Here is a 21,225-nt window from a genome sequence, read left to right as displayed (position 1 = left end):
CGTGTCGTCAGCGGACGGCGTCCGGCGCTCCGGTCAGGAGACGGCCGAGATGGCCATGAGGGAGCCGGTCTCGGTCGTCGGGTCGGTGCTCGGGGCGTACCGGTTCACCGAGGCGATGGGGACGCCGAGGCGTGCCGCGACCTCCTCGATGCTGAGGTTCTGCGCCCAGCGGAGCACGCGGATCTCGCTGATCTGAGCCGTGGTGAGCGCCGGCGCCGGCTCCGCGGGCGCCGCGACCAGGGCGGGCGCGGCGACGGGCGCCGGTGCCGGGGTCGGCGCGACCTCTGTGGAGAGGTCCTCCCACTCGGCGGCGGGCGCCTCGGCGGGCGGGCTCACCGGCAGGGCGGTCCGCTCCGGCTTCACGGGCGCGTACTTGTCCTCCAGGTGCAGCCGCTCGGCGCTGATCGTCTCGGCGTCGGCCGGCGTGGTGTCGGCGGCGATGTCCGCGGTGCTGTCGGCCTCGACCGGGTCGACCAGGGACCCGTCCTCCGGGTTGATGGGCAGCGCGAGCTTCGGCAGCACCATCTCGGTCAGGGCGGCGGCGCTCGCGGCCGCCTCCTCCGGGGTCCGGCGGGGGGCGTTCGGCTCCGGCATCCACTCGCCGGCCAGCGTCGCGGCCTCCTGGACGACGTCGCGGATCGTGCGCTCCGACTCCAGGTGCGGGCGCGTGACCTCCGCGGTCACGGCCGCGGGCACGTGCCGGTGGACCCGGCCCACCGCGGCGTTCACGTCGGCGATCCGGGCCGCCCGCTCCGCGTCGGGGGCGATCTGCGCCAGCCGCACCGCGTCGAGCATGTCCAGCACGGCCGTCTGCCGGTCGTTGTGGATCTCCGCCGCCCGGTCGAGGGCGCGCGAGCTGGAGGCCGACTGGAAGAAGAGGTGGACCGCGACGGCGGCCAGGACGGGCGCGACGGCGCGGGAGATGGCGAAGATGCCCTCCCCGAGCAGCCAGCCGTGCCACGCGGCGAGCGCGCCGGAAAGGATGCCGACGACGATCGCGCCGCCGAGCCAGCGGGCGTGCCCGGACACCGGGCGGCCGGTCTCGAGCGCGCGGTCTGCCCGGCGGCGCCCCTCCCAGGCGAGGCCGATCACCAGTGCCTCGTAGGCGACGCCGAGGGCGTAGCCGAGCCGGGGGCCCTCATAGGCGGCGATCGTGTGCGACATGCCGATGTAGGCCCAGGCCGAGAGCCCGAAGGCACCCAGGGCGAAGCCCGGGTTCCTCCGCGTGTCGGCGATGACCGCCGGAACGCGTCGGGGACGTTTCTCCGATGCCATGTTGGGTAAGTCCCTTTCGGTCAGAACAGGTGAGGACGGTAGCGATGGTGCAAGGCTGATCTTCGTCTACTTTGCGTCCTATGCGCTCTTCACGCCGAAGATCGACCTCAATCTTTTATCGAACGACCCGTTCGCGGGCCGGGCAAGCCGGTCGATCAGGGGCGAAAAGTTATCCACAATGACGCCTCATGGCCCAGCGCGATAGATGTTCGTGCCGAATGATATCCCTATGAGTTCACCACTTCGGTCCACGCCGACCACCTCCGCCGTCGGCCCCCTCGACGGGCTGAGCCTGCGCGACCGGCTCGACCTCGCGGCCCGGCTGGCGGGCCGCCTGGTCGCGCACGTGCTGCGGCCCGCCAACGCCGCGGCCGTCGAGCGCCTCGTCGGGTACGTCCGGTCCGAGTCGGTAGTGCCCGCGGGCGAGGTCGACCCCGAGCGGTACGCCGCCGTCACCCGGGACTGCGCGACGGACCTGCTGGTGCACGCCGGGCCCCGGGATGAGCGCGGGTCCCTGGTCCGCCGCCTCCTCGCCGAGGGGTCGTGGGGCGCGGTCCACGGCCCCGGCGGCGAGGGCGAGGACGACGGCACCGACCCCGCCGGCCTCGTCCTCGACGCGGCCGAGCGTGCGCTCCTGGAGCAGTGGCGCGACGGCGGGGTGCTCGGCCACTTCATCGTGACCGACCTGGTGGACGAGCACGCGGTGCTGCACAACCTGGAGGACGACCTGGACTACCGGGTGTTCACGGGCCACTCCGAGATCCGCGCGGTCGCCCTCGCACCCGGTCTGCCGCTGTCCGGGCGGGTGCTGCCGGTCGGCGCGGTCTGGGTCTTCGCGAGCACCCCGGCGGTCTTCCTGCCTGACGCCATCGAGGGTGTCGTGCACGGCGTCGTGGCGCTGCTGACGTCCTCGCCGTCCCCGGCCTTCCGCAACCCGCGCACGCTGGCCCGCGCCCGCGAGCTCGTCGCCGACCACCACCGGGCCTTCCTCGACCTCTTCGGGGACGTCGTGGTCGAGGGCACCGCGTCGCACGTCGTGGACTGCTGCCTGCGGTTCAAGGACCGGGTCGGGGCGCCGGCCGAGGAGTTCGCGCTGCTCGGCGCGCTCCGCGACGAGCGCTGGCTGCCCGACGACGCCGCCGACCCCGACGACGCGACGTTCGCCCTGGTCCACCACCCCGTCAAGGGGCTGCGGCTGCTCGACTGGTACGCGCAGCTCCGCGAGGTGCACACGGCGCCGCTCCTGCCGTGGAAGCCGCGGCGGCTCGCACAGGTGCTGGCCGACCCGGACGCGCCGTCGTGGGTGCTCGCCCTGCTCGCCGAGCGCCACCCGGACCACCTGGACGTGCTGTACCGGACGGCGTCCGGCCGCCCCGGCCTCACCTGGGCGCGGGACGGCGCGGCGCTGCTGCGGGACCGCGAGCCGGCGCCCGGCCGGGACGAGCCGGGGATCGTCATGGCGGCGTCGGTCATGTGCCGGGTCCCGCCGCCGGGCTGGTCGTGAGACCAGCCCGGTCACTCGGGCGGGGTCCAGTCGGCCGGCATGGTGAACGTGGTGCGGAACTCGTCCGACCGGTAGCCCGACCGCTCCGCCTTGACCGTCACGGTGATGCGGTTCCCCTTGTGGCTGCCGCGGATCCACGTGCGCGGACCGGCCGGCTCCGCCTCCGACCCGATGGCGACGCCGCCGTCGATGTCGACGTAGGTCCACGTATAGGTGACGTTCGGGTCCTGGTTGACCTCGCAGTGGGCGAACCAGCCGGCGTGCAGCGTGCCCGTGGTGAGGTAGACCCCGCAGCTCGGCTTCGGCACGGTGGGCTGGGGCACCGTGCCGGTGGAGTTGGAGAGCACCGCGGTCTCGGCGTACCCCGACCGGCCGCCGGTCAGCCGGACCTGGACGGGCTTGCCCACGTCGGCGAGCGCGACGGTGTAGCTGCACGACCCGAGGTTGTCCCGCTCCTCGCCGCCGACGCTCCACACGCACGTTCGGTCGGCCGGCTGCGGCGTCCAGCCCTTCGGCCACGCGGTGATCTTCTGGCCCACCTCGACCTGCGCCGGGATCGACACGGTTCCGGGCCGGAACTCGGTGAGGACGGCGTCCTGCTCCTCGGCCGTCTCGTCGTCCGGCTCGTCGACGGGCTCGTCGACAGGGGTGGTCGGCGCGCTGGGCGACGCGGACGGCTTCTTCGACGGTTCCTTCGCGCTCGGGCTGGGGCTGGGCGTGCCGGAGGCCCTCGCGGACTCCGTCCCCTCGGCCTGGGGTGTGCTGGGCGTGTCGTCGGGGCCCAGGAAGTGCACCAGGGCCGCGGCGCCGCCGCCGCTGGCCAGCACCAGCCCGAGCGCGACCAGGCCGGTCACGACCCGGCGCCGCACCCGGCTCGGCGCGGGCGCCTCCGGGGCGGCGTCCGGCGTCTGCTCCGCGCCCAGCACGGTGTCCGCTCCGGCCACGCCGGCGCCGGTCAGGCCGGTGACCTCGGGCTCGACCAGCGGCAGGGGGGCGAGGGCGGCGAGGACCGCCGCCGTCGTCGGGCGCGCGGCCGGGTCCTTGGCCAGGCACGCGGTCACCAGACCCCGCAGACCGGCCGGCACGTCCTCCAGGGCGGGCGGCTCGTGCACGATCCGGTAGGTGACCGTCGCCAGGCTGCCCGTCCCGAACGGCGGGGTCCCGGCCGCCGCGAGGTGCGCGACCGCGCCGAGCGACCAGACATCGGTCGCGGCGGTCACGGCCTCGCCACGGGCCTGCTCGGGCGACATGAACTGGGGCGTGCCGGGCTGGACGCCGGTGGTGGTCAGCGAGGTCGCGTCGGAGTCGGCGACGACGCCCAGGTCGATCAGGACCGGCCCGTCGGGGCCGAGGAGCACGTTGGTGGGCTTGACGTCGCGGTGGACGAGTCCTTGGCGGTGGATCGCGTCCAGGGCCTCGGCGAGGCCGGTGACGAGCTCGCGCACGGCGTCCTCGGGCAGGGTTCCCAGCTCGGTGATGGCCTGCGCGAGGGTGGGTCCGGGCACGTGCTCGGTGGCCAGCCAGGGTGTGGGCGCGTCGACGTCGAAGTCGACGACGGCGGCCGTGCGGTGGCTGCGCAGCCGGGTCGCGGCCGATACCTCGCGGCGGAACCGGGTGCGGAACTCGCTCTCGCCCGTGCGCTCCGGGTGGATCACCTTGATCGCGAGCAGGCGGCCGCTGCGGGTCGCGCCGAGGTAGACCACGCCCATACCGCCCTGGCCGAGCCGGCCGCGGATCTCGTAACCGCCGATCTCGGGCGGGTCATCGGCCGTGGGGGGCTTGACCTCGGGCACTGGGACACGTCGGACCACGGCGGACAGCACGGAAGGAGCGTAACGGACGTGCTCGGCTTCACCCGCCGCCCGGGGAGTTCTACCCGCCGGGTCGGCCGCCGTCAGGCCGCTCTCAGCCGCCGCTGACGCTCAGCTCCGCCTCGCGCAGCTTCGCCTCGAACTCCTCGGACAGCTCCCGCGAGTCGAGCCAGCCGTACGGCAGGTGCGGGGTCTTGGGGGAGCCGGCACGGCCGCGCGGACCCTCGGCGTCGTCCCCGGGGTAGGGAGCGTCCAGGTCGAGGGCGTCGAGCCGCTCGCGGAGCTCGGCCAGGGTGTCGATCAGCGCGAGGGAGTGCCGTTTCTCGCCGCCCACGGCGTAGCCCTTGAGATACCACGCCATGTGCTTGCGCAGGTCGCGCATGGCCTTGCCCTCGTCGCCGTCGAAGTACTCGACCATGAGCAGGCCGTGCCGGTAGATCGTGTCGGTGACCTCGCGCAGGCCGGGCCGGATCCGCAGGTCCGAGCCGTTGAACGCGGCGGCGAGGTCGGCGAACAGCCAGGGGCGGCCCTGGCAGCCCCGGCCCACGACGACGCCGTCGGCGCCGGTCTCCTCGACCATCCGCAGCGCGTCCTCGGCGGACCAGATGTCGCCGTTGCCGAGCACCGGCACCGTCCGCACGGCCTCCTTGAGACGCGCGATGGCCTCCCACTCGGCCTGGCCGGAGTAGTGCTGGGCGGCGGTGCGGGCGTGCAGCGCGACGGCGGCGGCGCCGAGCGACTCGGCGATCCGGCCCGCCTCCAGGTACGTCAGGTGGTCGTCGTCGATGCCCTTGCGCATCTTGACCGTCACGGGCACGCCGTGCGGCTCGGCGGCCTCGACCGCGGCCTTGACGATGTCCGTGAAGAGCTGCCGCTTCCACGGCAGGGCGGCCCCGCCGCCCTTGCGCGTCACCTTGGGCACCGGGCAGCCGAAGTTGAGGTCGACGTGGTCGGCGCGGTCCTCGCCCGCGATGATCTTCACGGCGGCGCCCACGGTGGCGGGGTCCACGCCGTACACCTGCGCGGAGCGCGGGGTCTCGTCCGCACCGAACGTGACGATCCGCAGGGCCTCGACGTTGCGCTCCACGAGCGCGCGGCTGGTGACCATCTCCGCGACGTACAGGCCCGGGTCGAACCCGGCCGACCGCCCGGCCTCGCGGCACAGGGTGCGGAAGGCGCGGTTGGTCACGCCGGCCATCGGGGCCAGCACCACCGGCGTGCCCACGGTGATGGGCCCGATCTGGAGGGGTGCGAGCACGGGCGAGCCCGGGCGCGCCGCGGCACCCGGACGGGTGGCGGCGTCGGGCAGCGGGGCGGAGCCGAGCAGGGAGGTCACGGGGTCCATTCTGACGCACGCCCGCCGGGAGCCGCTGCGACGCGGGCCACACCGGGGCGGTGCGCGCCGCGGGGTGCGCGAAGGAGGCCGGGTCTGACATCTTTTGCCGACTAGTTACCCCCATGTATGTAATTGCTCTGCCGGAGCATCGAGGGGGCGCGAGGCGACGGAGACGTAAACCGGGCGACCGGACCGTGCTCGACCGCTCGGGGGTCTCGTGATGGCGCAGCAGTCGGAGAGCAGCACGCAGGGCCGCACGGCGAAGATCAGCGTGGCCACGCTCACCGCCATGGTGGTGGGCTCCATGGTCGGCGCGGGGGTCTTCTCGCTGCCCAGCCGGTTCGCCGGCGAGACCGGGGTGCTCGGGGCGCTGATCTCCTGGACCGTGGCCGGCACCGGGATGCTCATGCTCGCCTTCGTCTTCCAGCGCCTGGCGATCCGCAAGCCAGACCTCGACTCCGGGGTCTACGCCTACGCGAAGGCCGGGTTCGGCGAGTACCTCGGCTTCTTCTCGGCGTTCGGGTACTGGGCGAGTGCCTGCGTCGGCAACGTCACCTACTGGATCCTCATCATGTCCACGCTGGGCGCGCTGCTGCCCGTGCTCGGGGAGGGTGACACCGTCGTCGCGTTCGTCGCCTCGTCGGCCTGCGTGTGGCTGTTCTACCTGCTCGTGCGCCGCGGCGTGAAGGAGGCGACGGCGATCAACCGCATCGTCACCGTCGCCAAGCTGGTGCCCATCATCGTGTTCGTGCTCATCTGCGTGTTCCTGCTGGACCCGCAGGTGCTCGCGGAGAACTTCCGGGGCTACGGCATCACCGGCCCGCTGTTCGAGCAGGTCCGCGGCACCATGCTGGCCACGGTGTTCGTCTTCCTCGGCGTCGAGGGTGCGAGCGTCTACTCGCGGCACGCGCGCCGCCGGGAGGACGTCGGCCGGGCGACCGTCCTGGGCTTCCTCATGGTGCTCGCGATCTTCGCCTCCGTGACGATCGTGTCGTACGGGATCCTGCCGATGGAGGAGCTCGCCGACCTGCGCCAGCCGTCGATGGCGGGCGTGCTCGAGGCGGCCGTCGGCGGCTGGGGCGCCGTGTTCGTGAGCGTCGGCCTCATCGTGTCGGTGCTCGGCGCCTATCTCGCCTGGACGCTCATGGCGTCCGAGGTGCTGTACGTCGCGGCCAAGGACCGGGACATGCCACGGTTCCTCGCGGTGCAGGACGCGAACGACGTGCCCCGCGCCGCCCTCCTTCTGACGACCGCCCTGATCCAGGTGGTCCTCTTCGTCACGCTGCTCTCCGACGACGCGTTCACCTTCGCGCTCGACCTGACCAGCGCACTGTCCCTCATCCCGTTCCTGCTGGCCGCGGGCTACGCCCTCAAGCTGGCGCTGGGCCGCGGCGGCCCGGCGGAGGGCAGCCGCACCACCGGCGACCTCGTCATCGCGACCCTGGCCGTGCTGTACACGGCGTTCCTGCTGTTCGCGGCGGGGCTGACGTTCGTGCTGCTGTCGTTCGTGATCTACGCCCCGGCGACCATCCTGTTCGCGATGACCCGGCGCGAGCAGGGCCGGCGCGTGTTCAGCCGGGGCGAGCTGGTGATCTTCGTCGTGTCGGTCATCGGCGCGGTGATCGGCGTCGTCGCGCTCGCCACGGGCGCGATCTCCATCTGAAAGGGGCACCATGACGATCCAGAGCGGCGGAACGACCCGGCCTTCGGCGGCCTACGGCGTGCACTCGGAGGTCGGGCGCCTGCGCAAGGTGCTGGTCTGCCGGCCGGGGCTCGCGCACCGGCGCCTGACGCCCACCAACTCCGACGACCTGCTGTTCGACGACGTGCTGTGGGTGGACCGGGCGATCGAGCACCACGCCGCGTTCGTCGCGGACCTGCGGGCGCGCGACGTCGACGTGGTCGAGCTGCACGACGTCCTCGCCGCCACCCTGCGGGTGCCCGGCGCCCGCGACTGGCTGCTGGACCGCAAGATCGTCCCCGGCATCGTCGGGCCGGGCCTGATCGACGCGACCCGCGGGTTCCTCGAGGGGCTCGCCCCCGAGCAGCTCGCCGAGTACCTCATCGGCGGCCTGGCCACCCACGACGTGCCCGACCTCCCGGCCGCCTACCGGTCGCTCGCCGAGTACACGCAGGACGCCCGGGAGTACCTCATGGCCCCGGTCCCCAACACGCTGTTCACGCGCGACACGACCTGCTGGCTCTACGGCGGCGTGACGCTCAACCCGCTGTACTGGCAGGCCCGGCACGACGAGACGCTGCTGATGAAGGCCGTCTACGAGTTCCACCCCGACTTCGTGGGGTCCACCGTCTGGTGGGGCGACCCGGAGGCCGATCACCAGCGGGCGACGCTGGAGGGCGGCGACGTCATGCCGGTGGGCAACGGCACCGTGCTGGTGGGCATGAGCGAGCGGACGTCGCGGCAGGCGATCACGCAGGTCGCCGCGGCCCTGTTCGAGGGCGGCGCGGCGCAGCAGGTGGTCGTCGCGGGCATGCCCAAGCTGCGCTCGGCGATGCACCTGGACACCGTCATGACGTTCGCCGACGTCGACACCGTGACCGTCTACCCGCGCATCGTCGAGGCGATCCACGCGTTCGTCCTGCGGCCCGGTGACGGCGGGGAGGTGGCCGTCACGGACGAGGGCAGCACGCCGTTCCTGGACGTCGTCGCCCGCGAGACGGGGCTCGGCGAGCTGCGCGTCATCGAGACCGGCGGCGACGTCTACGAGTCCGAGCGGCAGCAGTGGGACAGCGGTAACAACGCCGTCGCCGTGGAGCCCGGCGTCGTGTTCACCTACGACCGGAACACCACCACGAACGACCTGCTGCGCAAGGCCGGCATCGAGGTCATCGAGATCGCGGGCGCCGAGCTGGGGCGGGGCCGCGGAGGCGGGCACTGCATGACGTGCCCGATCATCCGCGACCCCGCCTTCTGAGCCGGGACCGGAGGGGTCAGGCGCGCAGCCAGACCGTGGTGTCCGACGGCAGCTCGCCCGAGTCCTCGTCGAGCTCGCCCGAGGCCACCAGCACCTGCGCCCCGGCGGGCAGCGCGAACGACGACAAACCGAGGTTGGCGACCACGACGACGTCCGCCACCCGCAGGGCGACGACGTCCGGGTGGTCGGCGAGGGAGTCGACCCACGCGAGCGTGCCCGCGCCGAGGTTCTCGGCCCGGCGCAGGCCGAGCGCGGCCCGGTACATCTCGTACGTGGAGCCCTTGACGCCGTACTGCTGGTCGGCGGCGAGCTCGGCGTAGACATCGGGCTGCGGCAGCCAGGTCTTGCCCGTGGGGCCGAACCCGTTGCCCGGCGCGCCGCCGACCCACGGCAGCGGCACGCGGCAGCCGTCGCGGCCGGGCTCGGCGCCGTTCGTGCGGAAGAACGACGGGTCCTGGCGGACGTCGTCGGGCAGGGCGGTGTGGTCGGGCAGACCGAGCTCCTCGCCCTGGTACATGTACGCCGAGCCGGGCAGGCCGAGCATGAGCAGGGTCGCCGCGCGGGCGCGGCGCAGGCCGAGCGCGGCGTCGGGCTGCGGGTCGGTCGCGCCGATGCCGTTGAGCTGGCGCCCGCCGATCTCCTCCAGGCCGAAGCGCGAGGCGTGCCGCACCACGTCGTGGTTGGACAGCACCCAGGTGGTGGGGGCGCCGACCGCCTCCATGGTGCTCAGCGAGGCGTTGACGACGGTGCGCACCGTCGCCGCGTCCCACGGCGCCGTGAGGAACGAGAAGTTGAAGGCCTGGTGCATCTCGTCGGGGCGCACGTACCGGGCCAGGCGGCTCAGGGGCTCGACCCAGGCCTCGGCCACCAGGCAGCGGTCGCCGTCGTACTCGGCGAGCACCTTGTGCCAGGCGCGGTAGATGTCGTGCACGCCGTCCTGGTCGAACATCGGGCCGCGGTTGCCCGCGCCCGTGGAACCGTCCTCGGGCGCGGCCGGGTCGGCCTCCGTGGCCTCCTCGACGGTGCCCTCGACCATGGCGACCTGGCCGTCCCAGTCGGGCAGGCCGGCGGCCTTGATCATGCCGTGCGCGACGTCGACGCGGAACCCGTCCACGCCCCGGTCGAGCCAGAACCGCAGCACGTCCTCGAACTCGAAGCGAACCTCGGGGTTGTCCCAGTTGAGGTCGGGCTGCGTGGAGTCGAAGAGGTGCAGGTACCACTGCGGGCCCAGCGGGCCGTCGTCCTCGCGCGGGGCGAGGCGCGTCCAGGCCGGGCCGCCGAAGATGGACTGCCAGTTGTTCGGTGCCTCGTCGCCGGCCGGGCCGCGGCCGTCGCGGAACATGTACCGCTCGTGCTCGGCCGAGCCGGGGGCGGCGGCCAGCGCCTCCTGGAACCAGACGTGCTGGTCGGAGGAGTGGTTGGGCACGAGGTCGACGATGACCTTCAGGCCGCGCTCGTGGGCGCCGGCGAGCATCTCGTCGAAGTCGGCGAGCGTGCCGAACAGCGGGTCGATGTCGCGGTAGTCGGCCACGTCGTAGCCGGCGTCCTTCTGGGGCGAGCGGTAGAACGGGCTCAGCCACACGGCGTCGACGCCGAGCTGGGCCAGGTGGTCGAGCTTGGCCGTGACGCCCGGCAGGTCGCCGGTGCCGTCGCCGTTCCCGTCCGCGAACGAGCGCGGGTAGACCTGGTAGATCACCGCGTCGCGCCACCACTCGCCGTTGCCGGCGGGGGTGTGGACGGGGGCTCCGGCGGTGAGGTCGGAGGTGGTGATCGGGGCAGTGCTTGTCACGTGTCGCGTCCTCAGGGGTCGGGAAAAAGGGCTGTAACGCTTGCTGCAAGCGTACGGGAGGAATCGCGCCCGATCGGACAGTGTGCTGCGTCAGACAGCCGTCGCCCCGCTGTCGGACGGCGGCTGGTGGACCGTCAGACGGCGGCGTGCGGCGCCGCGCCGGTGGAGCCGCGCACGACCAGCTCGGGGGTGAACAGCAGCTCCGAGCGGGGCGCGCGCTCGCCGTGGATCTCGGTGAGCAGGGCGCTCACGGCCGCGTGCGCCATGTCGGCCACGGGCTGCCGCACCGTCGTCAGCGGCGGGTCGGTGAACGCCACCAGGGGCGAGTCGTCGTAGCCGACCACGCTCACGTCGTCGGGCACGGACAGGCCGCGGGCGTGCGCGGCGCGCACGGCGCCGAGCGCCATCAGGTCGGACCCGCAGACCACGGCGGTGTGCCCGGAGTCGAACAGCTCGCCGGCCGCGGCCTGGCCGCCCTCCAGCGTGTAGAGCGTGAGGCTGACGTGCTTGCGCGCCTCCTCCTCGGTGGCTACGAGGCCGTGCCGCAGGAGCTGGGCCACGAACGCCTCGATCTTGCGCTTGGCGGGCACGAACCGGTCCGGCCCGATGGCCATGCCGATGCTGCGGTGGCCCAGTGCCACCAGGTGCCGCACCGACAGCTCGATGCTCGCGCTGTCATCCGGCGAGACGAACGGGGCGTCGATGCCCTCGGCGTAGCCGTTGATGAGCACGATCGGCAGGCCGCGCCCGCGCAGGCGCTGGTAGCGCTCGGTCGAGGCCCGGGTGTCGGCGTGCTTCCCGGAGACGAAGACGATGCCGTCCACGGCGTGGTCGATCAGCGTCTCGACGTACTCGTCCTCGGTGGTGCCGCCCGGCGACTGGGTGCACAGCAGCGGCGTGTAGCCGCGCGACGCGAGCTGCGACTCGATGGCCTGCGCGAACGCGGGGAACACCGGGTTGGACAGCTCGGGGACCACCAGGCCGATGAGGCCGGCGGGGCGGGCGCGCAGCGCGGACGGCCGCTCGTAGCCGAGCACGTCCAGGGCGGCGAGCACCGCCTGGCGGGTCTCGCCCGCCACGCCGGGCTTGCCGTTGAGCACGCGCGACACGGTCGCGGTGGAGACCCCCGCCTGTTCGGCGAGGTCGGTCAGTCGGGTGCGCACGCCAGGCAGCCTAGGCGACATGCGGTTCCTTCGTCCTGGGTGTTTACCGGGTGTCGGATGCCGGGTTGCAAGCGATGCTGAAACTTTATCGCAACTTCTTGCACAATCGGACGATGTGCCCGTACGGTTCGGGCATCGAAACCCAGGCCCGACGTCGGGCCGCGAACCATCGGGAGTGACGATGCGACGGAGCATCCTGACCGCCGCTGTCCTGACCACGACGCTGGCGCTGGCCGCCTGCTCGGGCGGCGCAGAGGATCAAGCAGGGGGCGAGGAGTCGACCCCGCCCAACGGGGAGGGCAGCACCCTGACCGTGTGGGTCGACGAGACCCGCCAGGCCGCTGTCGAGGACGCGGCCACCGGCTTCGAGGAGGCCACGGGCGCGCAGGTGGACGTGGTCCTGAAGAACTTCGAGGACATCCGTCCCGACTTCCTGGCCCAGGTGCCCACGGGCAAGGGCCCGGACATCACCGTCGGCGCCCACGACTGGCTGGGTGAGCTCACGACCAACGGTGTCGTGGCCCCGATCGAGCTCGGCGACACGGCCGACGCCTTCGAGCCGGTCTCCGTCTCGGCCTTCACGCAGGACGGCCAGGTCTACGGCCTGCCCTACGCCGTGGAGAACATCGCGCTGATCCGCAACACGGAGCTCGCGTCCGAGGCGCCTGCCACCTGGGACGACGCGATCGCCGCCGGCAAGGACGCCGGCACCAAGTACCCGCTGCTGATCCAGACCTCGACCGAGGGCGACCCCTACACGTTCTACCCGCTGCAGACGTCGTTCGGCGCCCCCGTGTTCGAGCAGAACGAGGACGGCTCGTACAAGCCGGAGCTCGCGCTCGGCGGCGAGGGCGGCACCGCGTTCGCGGAGTGGCTCGCGGAGCAGGGCGACGTCGGCAACCTGAGCACCGACGTCACCTACGACATCGCGCTGGCGGCCTTCGCCAAGGGCGAGTCGCCGTTCATCGTGGGCGGTCCCTGGATGCTGGAGTCGTTCGGCGACCTCGACCTGGCGATCGACCCGCTCCCGAGCGCCGGCGGCGAGCCCGCCCAGCCGTTCGTGGGCGTGGCCGGCTTCTACGTGAGCGCGCAGAGCGAGAACGCGCTGCTCGCCAACGACTTCCTGGTCAACTACATGGCCACCCCCGAGGCGCAGCTCGCGCTCTACGAGGCGGGCGACCGTCCGCCGGCCCTCATCGAGGCCGCCGACACCGCGTCCGAGGACCCGATCACCGCGGGCTTCCGCGCCGTCGGCGCCGACGCCGTCCCGATGCCGTCGCTGCCCGAGATGGGTGCCGTCTGGGCGTACTGGGGCGTGACCGAGGCCGCGATCATCTCCGGCAAGTCCGACCCGGCCAAGGCCTGGGACAAGATGGTCACCGACATCCAGGGCGAGATCGGTTGATGTACTCACCCGTGACCCGGGGCTCCGGCCGGACCGGCTGGAGCCCCGGGTTTCTCGTCAAGCTCGTCCTGATCGCCCTGGTGGACGCCCTGGGCGTCTACGCCGTGCTGGCAGCGTGGGGCGCCGAGTCCTGGGGCGTCCTCGCCGCGATGGTGGCGCTGCTGCTCGTGGCCAACTGGGCCTACTTCTCCAAGCGCGCGCTGCCCCTGAAGTACATCCTGCCGGGCCTGGCCTTCCTGCTCGTCTACCAGGTGTACGTGGTGGCCTACACGGGCTATGTCGCGTTCACCAACTACGGCGACGGGCACAACAGCACCAAGGAGCAGGCCATCGAGGCCCTCCTGGTGCAGAACGAGCGGCGGGTCGAGGGCTCGCCCTCCTCGCCGCTGACGGTCGTGGCCGACGGCGACACGCTCGGCTTCGCGATCGTCTCGCCCGACGGCGAGGTGGAGGCCGGCACGGCCGACCAGCCCCTGGAGCTGGTGGACGGCGCGACCGTCGACGCAGGCCGGGTCACCGCGCTGCCCGGCTACGACGTGCTGGAGTACGCCGCCGTCCTGGAGCGGCAGCAGGAGGTCACGAAGCTGCGCGTCCCCGTCTCGGACGACCCGAACGAGGGCTCGGTCCGCACGCAGGACGCGCGCACCGGCTACGTGTTCACGTCCACGCTGGAGTACGACGCGGCGTCGGACACCATGACCGACACGACCACCGGGGTGACGTACACGCCCAACGACGACGGCCAGTTCGAGGCCGCCGACGGCACGACCCTGCCCGTGGGCTGGCGCGTGCTGGTCGGGTTCGACAACTTCGTCACCGCGTTCGGCGACGACCGGTACGCCGGGCCGTTCGGCAAGATCCTGGTGTGGACGTTCGCGTTCGCCGTGCTCTCGGTGGCCTCGACGTTCCTGCTCGGCCTGTTCCTGGCGATCGCGTTCAACGACGCGCGCCTGCGCGGCCGCCGCATCTACCGGACGCTCGTGATCCTGCCGTACGCGATCCCGGGGTTCCTCGCGGCCCTGCTGTGGTCGGGCATGCTCAACCGCTCCTACGGGTTCGTCAACGAGGTGCTGCTGGGCGGGGCGTCGATCCCGTGGCTCACCGACCCGGTGCTCGCCAAGCTGGCGGTGCTGGGCGTGAACCTGTGGCTCGGCTTCCCGTACATGTTCCTGATCTGCACGGGCGCGCTGCAGTCGCTGCCGACCGACGTGCTGGAGGCCGCGAAGATCGACGGCGCCGGCCGCTGGCGCACGTGGCGCTCCATCACGCTGCCGCTGCTCCTGGTCGCGACGGCGCCGCTGCTCATCTCGTCGTTCGCGTTCAACTTCAACAACTTCACGCTGATCTACATGCTCACGGGCGGCGGCCCGCGGTTCGACGACGCCTCGGTGCCGCTCGGGCACACCGACATCCTCATCTCGATGGTCTACTCGGTCTCCGGCCTGGACGGGACGGCGGCCAAGGACTATGGCCTGGCCAGCGCCCTGTCGATCGTGATCTTCGTGGTGGTCGCGACCATCTCCGCCCTCGCGTTCCGGCGCACCCGATCGCTCGAGGAGATCGCCTGATGAGCCCGCGCACCGCACACGTTCCCCGCCGCCCCGGGCAGCGCGCCCGCTGGTTCTCCGAGATCGGCTGGCGGCACCTGGTCGGCATCCTCGCCGTGGTCTACGCGGGGTTCCCGCTCGTCTACGTCGTCTCCGCCTCCCTGGCCGACGGCGGCACCCTGACCGGCTCGAACGACCTGTTCGCGTCGGTCTCGGGCGCCAACTACGCGGCCCTGGCCGGCACGCGGTTCTGGACCTGGATGGCCAACACCCTCGTGGTGGCGGTCGCGACGGGCGCCGGGACGGTGCTCATGGGCGCCGCGGCCGCGTACGCCTTCTCGCGGTTCCGGTTCAGCGGACGCCGGGTGGGGCTCACGGCCCTGCTGATCATCCAGATGTTCCCGCAGATGCTCGCCTTCGTGGCGATCTTCCTGCTGCTCATCTCGCTCGGGAACGTGGTGCCGGGCCTCGGCCTGGACTCCAAGCTGTCGCTGATCTGCGTGTACCTGGGCGGCGCGCTCGGCGTGAACACGTTCCTCATGTACGGGTTCTTCAACACCGTGCCGCGCGAGATCGACGAGGCCGCGAAGATCGACGGCGCCTCGCACGCCCAGATCTACTGGACCATCGTGCTGCGCCTCACCGCGCCGATCCTCGCCGTGGTGGGGCTGCTCAGCTTCATCAGCACGTTCGGCGAGTTCATCATCGCGCGCGTGCTGCTCCAGTCGGAGGACAACTGGACGCTCGCCGTGGGGCTCTACGGCTGGGTGTCGTCGCTGCAGGACGCCAACTGGGGCCTGTTCACGGCGGGGGCCGTGGTCTCGGCCCTGCCGGTGCTGGCGCTCTTCCTGTTCCTGCAGAAGTACATCGTGGGCGGCCTGACGGCGGGCTCCGTCAAGGGCTGACCAGCCCATTCCCTTTGAGGCCTAAGTTTCTTCGCTTTCCCGTTCTGGAAAGCGAAGAAACTTAGGCCTCAATGGGCAGTGAGTGCTGTCAGCCGGCATCGTCGAACTCCACCCTGACGTGCGCGCTGCGGGGAACGACGTAGATCTCGTAGCCGGCGCTGGTCAGTGCCTTCGTCAGCGCGTCCGTCGTCACGGGAACCCCGCGCTCCAGCCGGGAGAGCGTCGGTCGCGAGGATCCGATGAGCTCGGCGAGCGAGGATTGGCTCAGACCGGCCGATTCCCGGGCGCCCTTGACGGCTGTCCCGAGCGCGGCGAGGCCGCGGGCGCGGAACCATCTCTGAATCATAAGTGATTCAATTCCTCCGGGTGGCGCGATGAATCAGATATGAGCAGCTTCTGCGCTCGGTACTCGTGCGTCAAATCTGATTCACGCCGCGGAGCGGTCGACCAACCGGCGGTGCAGCGCGATCGCGGACAGGTCCGTCAGGGACGCGACCTGGTCCACCACCACGCGCAGGCGTGCGGCGTCGTCGGACGCCGCGCGCCAGTCAGCGGCGAGCGGCGGCTCCAGCTCGTCCGGGCCGCGGTCGGCCAGCACGCGCACCAGGTCGGTCAGGATCTCCCGCTCCCGCAGGTAGCGGGGCTCCTGGCCGCGGGGCGCCATCACATAGGCCACCGCGATGCCCTTGAGCGCGAGGATCTCGTGCTCGGTCTCGTCGGGCACCACGAGCCGCGCGGCGTAGCGCGTCAGCGCCCCGTCGCCGTACTCGGCGCGGGTCGCGTCGATCGCCGCGCCGATGAACCGGCCGATGAGCTGGCTCGTCATGTCCTTGAGCGAGGCCAGCGAGCCGCGCGAGCCGTCGAAGGCCCGCACCAGGTGGCCCTCGCCGCGCAGGTACTCCTGCAGCCGCCCGATCGCGGCGTCGACGGCGTCGGCCCGGTACCACTCGCCGTACCAGGACCGCACGAACTCGGCGACGCGCGCCCGCTCGTCGGCGTCGGCCATGAGGTCCAGGTCGATGCGGCCGGCCACCACGCCGTCCTCGACGTCGTGCACGGAGTAGCTGATGTCGTCGGCGAGGTCCATGACCTGCGCCTCCAGGCACTTCACGCCGTCCGGCGCGTCCTTGCGCAGCCACGTGAACACGGGCAGGTCGTCGGGGTAGACGCCGAACTTGCGGCTGGCCGTGCCGTCGGGCCGGGCGGGGCCGGCGCCGTACGCCCACGGGTACTTGACGCTCGCGTCGAGGCTGGCCCGGGTCAGGTTGAGACCCGCGGGGACGCCGTCGAACCCGATCACCTTGGGCTCCAGCCGCGTGAGCAGGCGCAGGGTCTGGGCGTTGCCCTCGAAGCCGCCGATCGGCTCGGCGATCTCGGCCAGCGCCGTCTCGCCGTTGTGCCCGAAGGGCGGGTGCCCCAGGTCGTGGGTGAGGCAGGCGGTGTCGACGACGTCGGGGTCGCAGCCGAGCGAACGGCCCATGCCGCGGCCCACCTGGGCCACCTCGAGGGAGTGCGTCAGGCGGGTGCGCACGAAGTCGTCGTGCCCGGCGCCGAGCACCTGGGTCTTGGCGCCGAGGCGGCGCAGCGCGGAGGAGTGCACCACGCGCCCGCGGTCGCGCTCGAACGGGGTCCGGGCCTGCGACTTGGGCGGTTCGTTCACCCAGCGCTCGACGTCCTGCGCGCTGTACGACGGCGGGATGCTCTTCCCGAGGGCTTGCTCCACGCCCGCCACTCTAGCCACGCGCTCCGACATCCCGGAATCACGCGGTCCGCGGAGGCTCCGGGGGTGCGGCCGGTGCCGTCGCCGGCGGAGGCAGGTCCCTGCCTCCGCCGCGCAGCGCTACTTGTTGTTGCTGTACCAGCTCAGGCCGCCGGGGAGGTTGATGGAGTGCTTCTTGGTCTTGGAGTTCCAGGTCCAGGGACCCACCTTGAAGCTCATCGACGACAGGCCCCGCTGCGTGATGTTGAACTTGAGCGGACCGAGCGACAGCCGCTTGCGATACCTGATTCCCATGGTGCCTTTGTTCCTCCCTGAGTCGGGCAAAGCGTACCGAACCGCGCTAGTCCGGCAAACCAAACTCGCCCGCCCGGGAGGGGTCAGTCGCGGGCCGACATCCAGGCGTCGCTCGCGCGCTGGACGTCGTCCGGCGTGACCGACTCCGCGACCGTCACGAAGTACCAGCGGTGGCCGAACGGGCAGCGCACCGCGGCCTGCCGGAAGCCCTCGAACCAGTCGGCGGGCTCGGCCAGGCTGCTCGCCCCGGCCTCGATCGCGCGGGCGTACGCCGCGTCGGTGTCCTCGACCGGGATCGTGAAGCTCGCGTGCGTCGGGCCGCCCGGCTCGGGCGCCGCCGAGTCGGGCGGGAACGCGCCCGCGACGGTGAAGGTCGACTCGCCCGCGGCGGACCGCAGGACCAGGTCGGAGTGGATCACGGCGTCGCCCGCGGTGATCACGTCGAGCGTCTCGGCCCCCAGCGCGGCCTCGTAGAAGGCGATGGCGGCGCGGGCGTCGGACACGGCGATGTTGGGGTGCAGGGCTGAGTTCCTCATGTCGTCGATGCTGCCCGAGCGGGGATGTGCCAGTCTTGGAAGAATGCGACAGGTGTTCGACGGCGAGGCTCCCGCGGCCCGGAACCTCGTGAACAGCGCGCTCGACTCCGGGCCCACCCTCGGCATCGTCGACCCCGTGCGGGCGCGCGACGCGTTCGCCCTGGCCCGCGTGGAGCCGGTGCCCGACCTCGCCGACCTCGTGGACTGGCACTGGGTGATCAGCTGGGACCTGCCGCCCGGGGTCGCGTTCACCCAGACCGTCATGCCGCACCCCGTCGGGCACGTCGTCGCGGAGCAGGAGGGCCTGCTCGCCTACGCGATGCCCGCCGGCCTCTTCGTGCGCACACTGACCGGCTCCGGCGCCGTGGTCGGCACCAAGCTGCGCCCCGGCGGCTACCGCGCCCTGCTCGGCCGCGCCGACCCGGGGGAGCGCGGCGCCGTCGAGCCCTTCCTCGGCCCGACGGCGGCGCGCGCCAACGACGAGGCCGTCGCCCAGGCGGCGGCCGGGCAGCCCGAAGCCGCCGTCCGCACCCTCACCCCGCTGCTCCAGGAAGCGGCCGAGCGCTCCCGGACGGCCCGCTCCGCCGCGGCCCTCACCGCGCTCAGGGAGGCGTTCGCGGTGATCGCCGACGCTGTACCGGGCACGTCCGTCGCGGCGCTCGCGGACACGCTCGGCACCACGCCGCGCTCGCTGCAGCGGCTGTTCGCCGACTGGGTGGGCGTGAGCCCCAAGTGGGTGCTGCAGCGGCACCGCGTGCACCTCGCCGCCGAGCTGCTGGGCCGCGACCCGGAGCTGGACCTGGCCGGGCTCGCCGCCGCCGTCGGCTACTACGACCAGGCGCACTTCACGGGAGACTTCGTCCGCGCCGTCGGCGTGCCGCCGGGGGAGTACGCCCGGACGTGCGGCCGGGGTGTCGGACAGCGGGCATAGAATCCGACCGTGGCCGGGCTGATCAGACGCGAGGATGTGGACCAGGTCCGCGAGCGCGCGCGGATCGACGAGATCGTCTCGGCGCACGTGACCCTCAAGCCCGCCGGGGTGGGCGCGCTGGTGGGGCTGTGCCCCTTCCACGACGAGCGCAGCCCGAGCTTCAACGTGCGGCCCAGTGTGGGCCGGTACCACTGCTTCGGGTGCGGCGAGGGCGGCGACGTCATCGAGTTCGTCATGAAGATGGACGGGCTCGGCTTCACCGAGGCCATCGAGTACCTCGCGGGCAAGACCGGTGTGCAGCTGCGGTACGAGGAGGGCGGCACCGCCCGTCCGCGTGAGGAGCCGGGCCGGCGTCAGCGGCTGCTGGACGCGCACAGTGTGGCCGCGGAGTTCTACGCGGAGCAGCTCATGGGGCCGGACGCGTCGGCGGCGCGCACGTTCCTCGCGGAGCGCAGCTTCGACCGGTCGGACGCCGAGCTGTTCGGCGTCGGCTTCGCGCCCAAGGGCTGGGATGCGCTGCAGCGGCACCTCCAGGGCCGGGGCTTCACGCAGGCCGAGCTGGTCGCGAGCGGGCTGATGTCGCAGGGGCAGCGCGGGATCTACGACCGGTTCCGCGGGCGGGTCATGTGGCCCATCCGCGACGTGACGGGGGCCGTGATCGGGTTCGGCGCGCGGCGCCTGTTCGAGGACGACCAGGGACCCAAGTACCTGAACACCCCCGAGACCAGCCTCTACAAGAAGTCGCACGTGCTGTACGGGATCGACCTCGCCAAGCGGGAGATCGCCAAGGGCAAGCGCGTGGTGGTGGTCGAGGGGTACACGGACGTCATGGCGGCGCACCTGTCGGGTGTGACGACGGCGGTCGCCACGTGCGGCACGGCCTTCGGCGCCGACCACGCCAAGGTGGTGCGGCGCCTGCTCGGCGACACGACGGCGGGCGGTGGCATGCAGCTCGCCTCCGGCGGCACCGTGGGCGGCGAGATCATCTTCACGTTCGACGGCGACGCGGCGGGCCAGAAGGCCGCCGAGCGCGCCTACGGCGAGGACCAGCGGTTCTTCGCGCAGACGTACGTGGCAGTGGCCGACGACGGCATGGACCCGTGCGACCTGCGCATGGCCCGGGGCCCGGAGGCGGTGCGGGCGCTGGTCGACGGCCGCAAGCCGCTGTTCGCCTTCGTGATCCAGGCCAAGATCAAGCAGTTCGACCTGAACACGGTGGAGGGCCGCGTGTCCGCCGTGCGGGCGGCGGCACCCGAGATCGTGGGCATCCGCGACCGCAGCCAGCGCGACGGGTACATGCGCCAGGTCGCGGGCTGGATCGGCACGGAGATCGACGAGGTGCGCCGCGAGGTGGCCCGCGCGGCGTCCACGCCGTCGCAGCGTCGTCCGGCCGACGGCGCGCGGCCCGCGTCCGGTGCGACGCCGGTCGCCGGCGGCGCGCAGGGCGGCGGCCGTCCGGCGTCGGGCGCGGTGCAGCTCCCGGCCCCCGACCCGCGCGACCCCGTGGCGCGCGACGAGCGCCTTGCGCTCGTCGCGGTGCTGCAGTACCCGCAGCACGTGCCGGCGTCGTTCGACGAGCTCGGCGAGGACGCGTTCGCCGTGCCGGCCTGGCGTGCGGTGCACGGCGCGATCCGGGCGGCCGGGGGAGCGGCCGGCGGGCGCGAGCTGTCCGCCGCGCAGTGGGTGGCCGCGGTGCTGGAGCAGTCATCCGAGTCGGTGGCGATCGTGGTCACGCAGCTCTCGGTGGCGTCGCTCCCGGAGGACCGGGAGGCCGCCGTCGCGGCGTTCGTCGAGGGCGTCGTGCGCCGGGGGGTTGGGCCGGGGCTCCAACCCCAGGGCGAAAACGCAAGCAACCACCCCCAACCGGCCTCCCCCCCCCCCCCCCCGAAACCCCCACCCCCCCCCCCCCAACCCCCCACCATACGCAAACCTTTAAGGAGACGACGACCACCGGGATCGACGTGAGCATAGTCGTCGGCACGCAGGATCGTGAAAAAATGCTCGGTTACATTGAGCAGTACAGGGAAGAGCGCCAGCCGATCAACGGCGTCGGCAATATTATGAAAGCACGCG

At 72.6% G+C, this 21,225-nt stretch carries 17 protein-coding genes; 8 read left to right on the top strand and 9 right to left on the bottom strand.

The genetic code is table 11. The annotated features are described in order from the left end of the window. Nucleotides 1-33 precede the first annotated feature (33 nt). Nucleotides 34-1,275, bottom strand: coding sequence for a helix-turn-helix domain-containing protein (locus ACFV9Q_RS10955; RefSeq protein WP_377234437.1), 1,242 nt, complete (start codon nt 1,273-1,275; stop codon nt 34-36). 229 nt (nt 1,276-1,504) lie between these two features. Here ACFV9Q_RS10955 and ACFV9Q_RS10950 point away from each other — a divergent pair, with 229 nt between their 5' ends. Then, nucleotides 1,505-2,779: a hypothetical protein gene (locus tag ACFV9Q_RS10950; RefSeq protein ID WP_377234436.1), complete on the top strand. Its 1,275-nt coding sequence runs from the start codon at nt 1,505-1,507 to the stop codon at nt 2,777-2,779. Nucleotides 2,780-2,790: 11 nt separating this feature from the next. Here the strand turns inward: ACFV9Q_RS10950 and ACFV9Q_RS10945 are convergent, their stop codons facing one another. Both ACFV9Q_RS10945 and dusB read right to left on the bottom strand, forming a co-directional pair. Continuing rightward, entirely contained in the window at nt 2,791-4,602 is a 1,812-nt protein-coding gene (locus ACFV9Q_RS10945; RefSeq protein WP_377234435.1) for a serine/threonine-protein kinase, read from the bottom strand. A gap of 82 nt (nt 4,603-4,684) precedes the next feature. Beyond that, nucleotides 4,685-5,935 carry a tRNA dihydrouridine synthase DusB gene (gene dusB / locus ACFV9Q_RS10940; protein ID WP_377234434.1) on the bottom strand — a complete coding sequence of 417 codons (1,251 nt, stop codon included), beginning with the start codon at nt 5,933-5,935 and terminating at the stop codon, nt 4,685-4,687. Between the two features lie 211 nt (nt 5,936-6,146). On the opposite strand from dusB, the gene ACFV9Q_RS10935 reads away from it, so the two are divergent. Together ACFV9Q_RS10935 and ACFV9Q_RS10930 are read left to right on the top strand one after the other, a co-directional pair. Beyond that, nucleotides 6,147-7,589, top strand: coding sequence for a basic amino acid/polyamine antiporter (locus ACFV9Q_RS10935; RefSeq protein WP_377234433.1), 1,443 nt, complete (start codon nt 6,147-6,149; stop codon nt 7,587-7,589). A 10-nt stretch (nt 7,590-7,599) separates the two neighbouring features. Beyond that, nucleotides 7,600-8,862 carry an arginine deiminase gene (locus ACFV9Q_RS10930; protein WP_377234432.1) on the top strand — a complete coding sequence of 421 codons (1,263 nt, stop codon included), beginning with the start codon at nt 7,600-7,602 and terminating at the stop codon, nt 8,860-8,862. Between the two features lie 16 nt (nt 8,863-8,878). Here ACFV9Q_RS10930 and ACFV9Q_RS10925 read toward each other — a convergent pair whose 3' ends face one another. Both ACFV9Q_RS10925 and ACFV9Q_RS10920 read right to left on the bottom strand, forming a co-directional pair. Further along, a complete protein-coding gene (locus ACFV9Q_RS10925) occupies nt 8,879-10,651 on the bottom strand; it encodes a glycoside hydrolase family 13 protein (RefSeq protein ID WP_377234431.1) in 1,773 nt (590 codons plus the stop codon). A 134-nt stretch (nt 10,652-10,785) separates the two neighbouring features. After that, nucleotides 10,786-11,835: a LacI family DNA-binding transcriptional regulator gene (locus tag ACFV9Q_RS10920; RefSeq protein WP_377234430.1), complete on the bottom strand. Its 1,050-nt coding sequence runs from the start codon at nt 11,833-11,835 to the stop codon at nt 10,786-10,788. Nucleotides 11,836-11,995: 160 nt separating this feature from the next. Between ACFV9Q_RS10920 and ACFV9Q_RS10915 the strand changes: the two genes are divergently transcribed. The 3 genes from ACFV9Q_RS10915 to ACFV9Q_RS10905 are packed head-to-tail and all read left to right on the top strand — an operon-like array spanning nt 11,996 to nt 15,671. Beyond that, nucleotides 11,996-13,219 carry an extracellular solute-binding protein gene (locus tag ACFV9Q_RS10915; RefSeq protein ID WP_377234429.1) on the top strand — a complete coding sequence of 408 codons (1,224 nt, stop codon included), beginning with the start codon at nt 11,996-11,998 and terminating at the stop codon, nt 13,217-13,219. Continuing rightward, nucleotides 13,219-14,787 carry an ABC transporter permease subunit gene (locus ACFV9Q_RS10910; RefSeq protein ID WP_377234428.1) on the top strand — a complete coding sequence of 523 codons (1,569 nt, stop codon included), beginning with the start codon at nt 13,219-13,221 and terminating at the stop codon, nt 14,785-14,787. The genes ACFV9Q_RS10915 and ACFV9Q_RS10910 overlap by 1 nt, the downstream gene beginning before the upstream one ends. Beyond that, entirely contained in the window at nt 14,787-15,671 is an 885-nt protein-coding gene (locus ACFV9Q_RS10905; RefSeq protein ID WP_377230361.1) for a sugar ABC transporter permease, read from the top strand. The genes ACFV9Q_RS10910 and ACFV9Q_RS10905 overlap by 1 nt, the downstream gene beginning before the upstream one ends. Before the next feature lie 88 nt (nt 15,672-15,759). Here the strand turns inward: ACFV9Q_RS10905 and ACFV9Q_RS10900 are convergent, their stop codons facing one another. The 4 genes from ACFV9Q_RS10900 to ACFV9Q_RS10885 form a co-directional block, all read right to left on the bottom strand. Beyond that, nucleotides 15,760-16,017 carry a helix-turn-helix transcriptional regulator gene (locus ACFV9Q_RS10900; RefSeq protein WP_377234427.1) on the bottom strand — a complete coding sequence of 86 codons (258 nt, stop codon included), beginning with the start codon at nt 16,015-16,017 and terminating at the stop codon, nt 15,760-15,762. Between the two features lie 81 nt (nt 16,018-16,098). Then, complete coding sequence (locus tag ACFV9Q_RS10895) at nt 16,099-17,403, bottom strand: deoxyguanosinetriphosphate triphosphohydrolase (RefSeq protein ID WP_377234522.1); 1,305 nt, start codon at nt 17,401-17,403, stop codon at nt 16,099-16,101. A gap of 108 nt (nt 17,404-17,511) precedes the next feature. After that, a complete protein-coding gene (locus ACFV9Q_RS10890) occupies nt 17,512-17,685 on the bottom strand; it encodes a DUF4236 domain-containing protein (protein ID WP_357486753.1) in 174 nt (57 codons plus the stop codon). A gap of 83 nt (nt 17,686-17,768) precedes the next feature. After that, a complete protein-coding gene (locus ACFV9Q_RS10885; RefSeq protein WP_377232328.1) occupies nt 17,769-18,221 on the bottom strand; it encodes a VOC family protein in 453 nt (150 codons plus the stop codon). A gap of 43 nt (nt 18,222-18,264) precedes the next feature. On the opposite strand from ACFV9Q_RS10885, the gene ACFV9Q_RS10880 reads away from it, so the two are divergent. Both ACFV9Q_RS10880 and dnaG read left to right on the top strand, forming a co-directional pair. Continuing rightward, nucleotides 18,265-19,152 carry a helix-turn-helix domain-containing protein gene (locus ACFV9Q_RS10880; RefSeq protein ID WP_377234426.1) on the top strand — a complete coding sequence of 296 codons (888 nt, stop codon included), beginning with the start codon at nt 18,265-18,267 and terminating at the stop codon, nt 19,150-19,152. A gap of 9 nt (nt 19,153-19,161) precedes the next feature. Then, a complete protein-coding gene (gene dnaG, locus ACFV9Q_RS10875; protein WP_377234425.1) occupies nt 19,162-21,117 on the top strand; it encodes a DNA primase in 1,956 nt (651 codons plus the stop codon). Nucleotides 21,118-21,225 lie beyond the last annotated feature (108 nt).

Origin of the sequence: Promicromonospora sp. NPDC059942 (genome assembly GCF_042731755.1) — a bacterium.
GTDB lineage: Bacteria > Actinomycetota > Actinomycetes > Actinomycetales > Cellulomonadaceae > Promicromonospora.
Note: the sequence above shows the minus strand (reverse complement) of the source record. Positions and strands in the feature narration are given on the sequence as shown.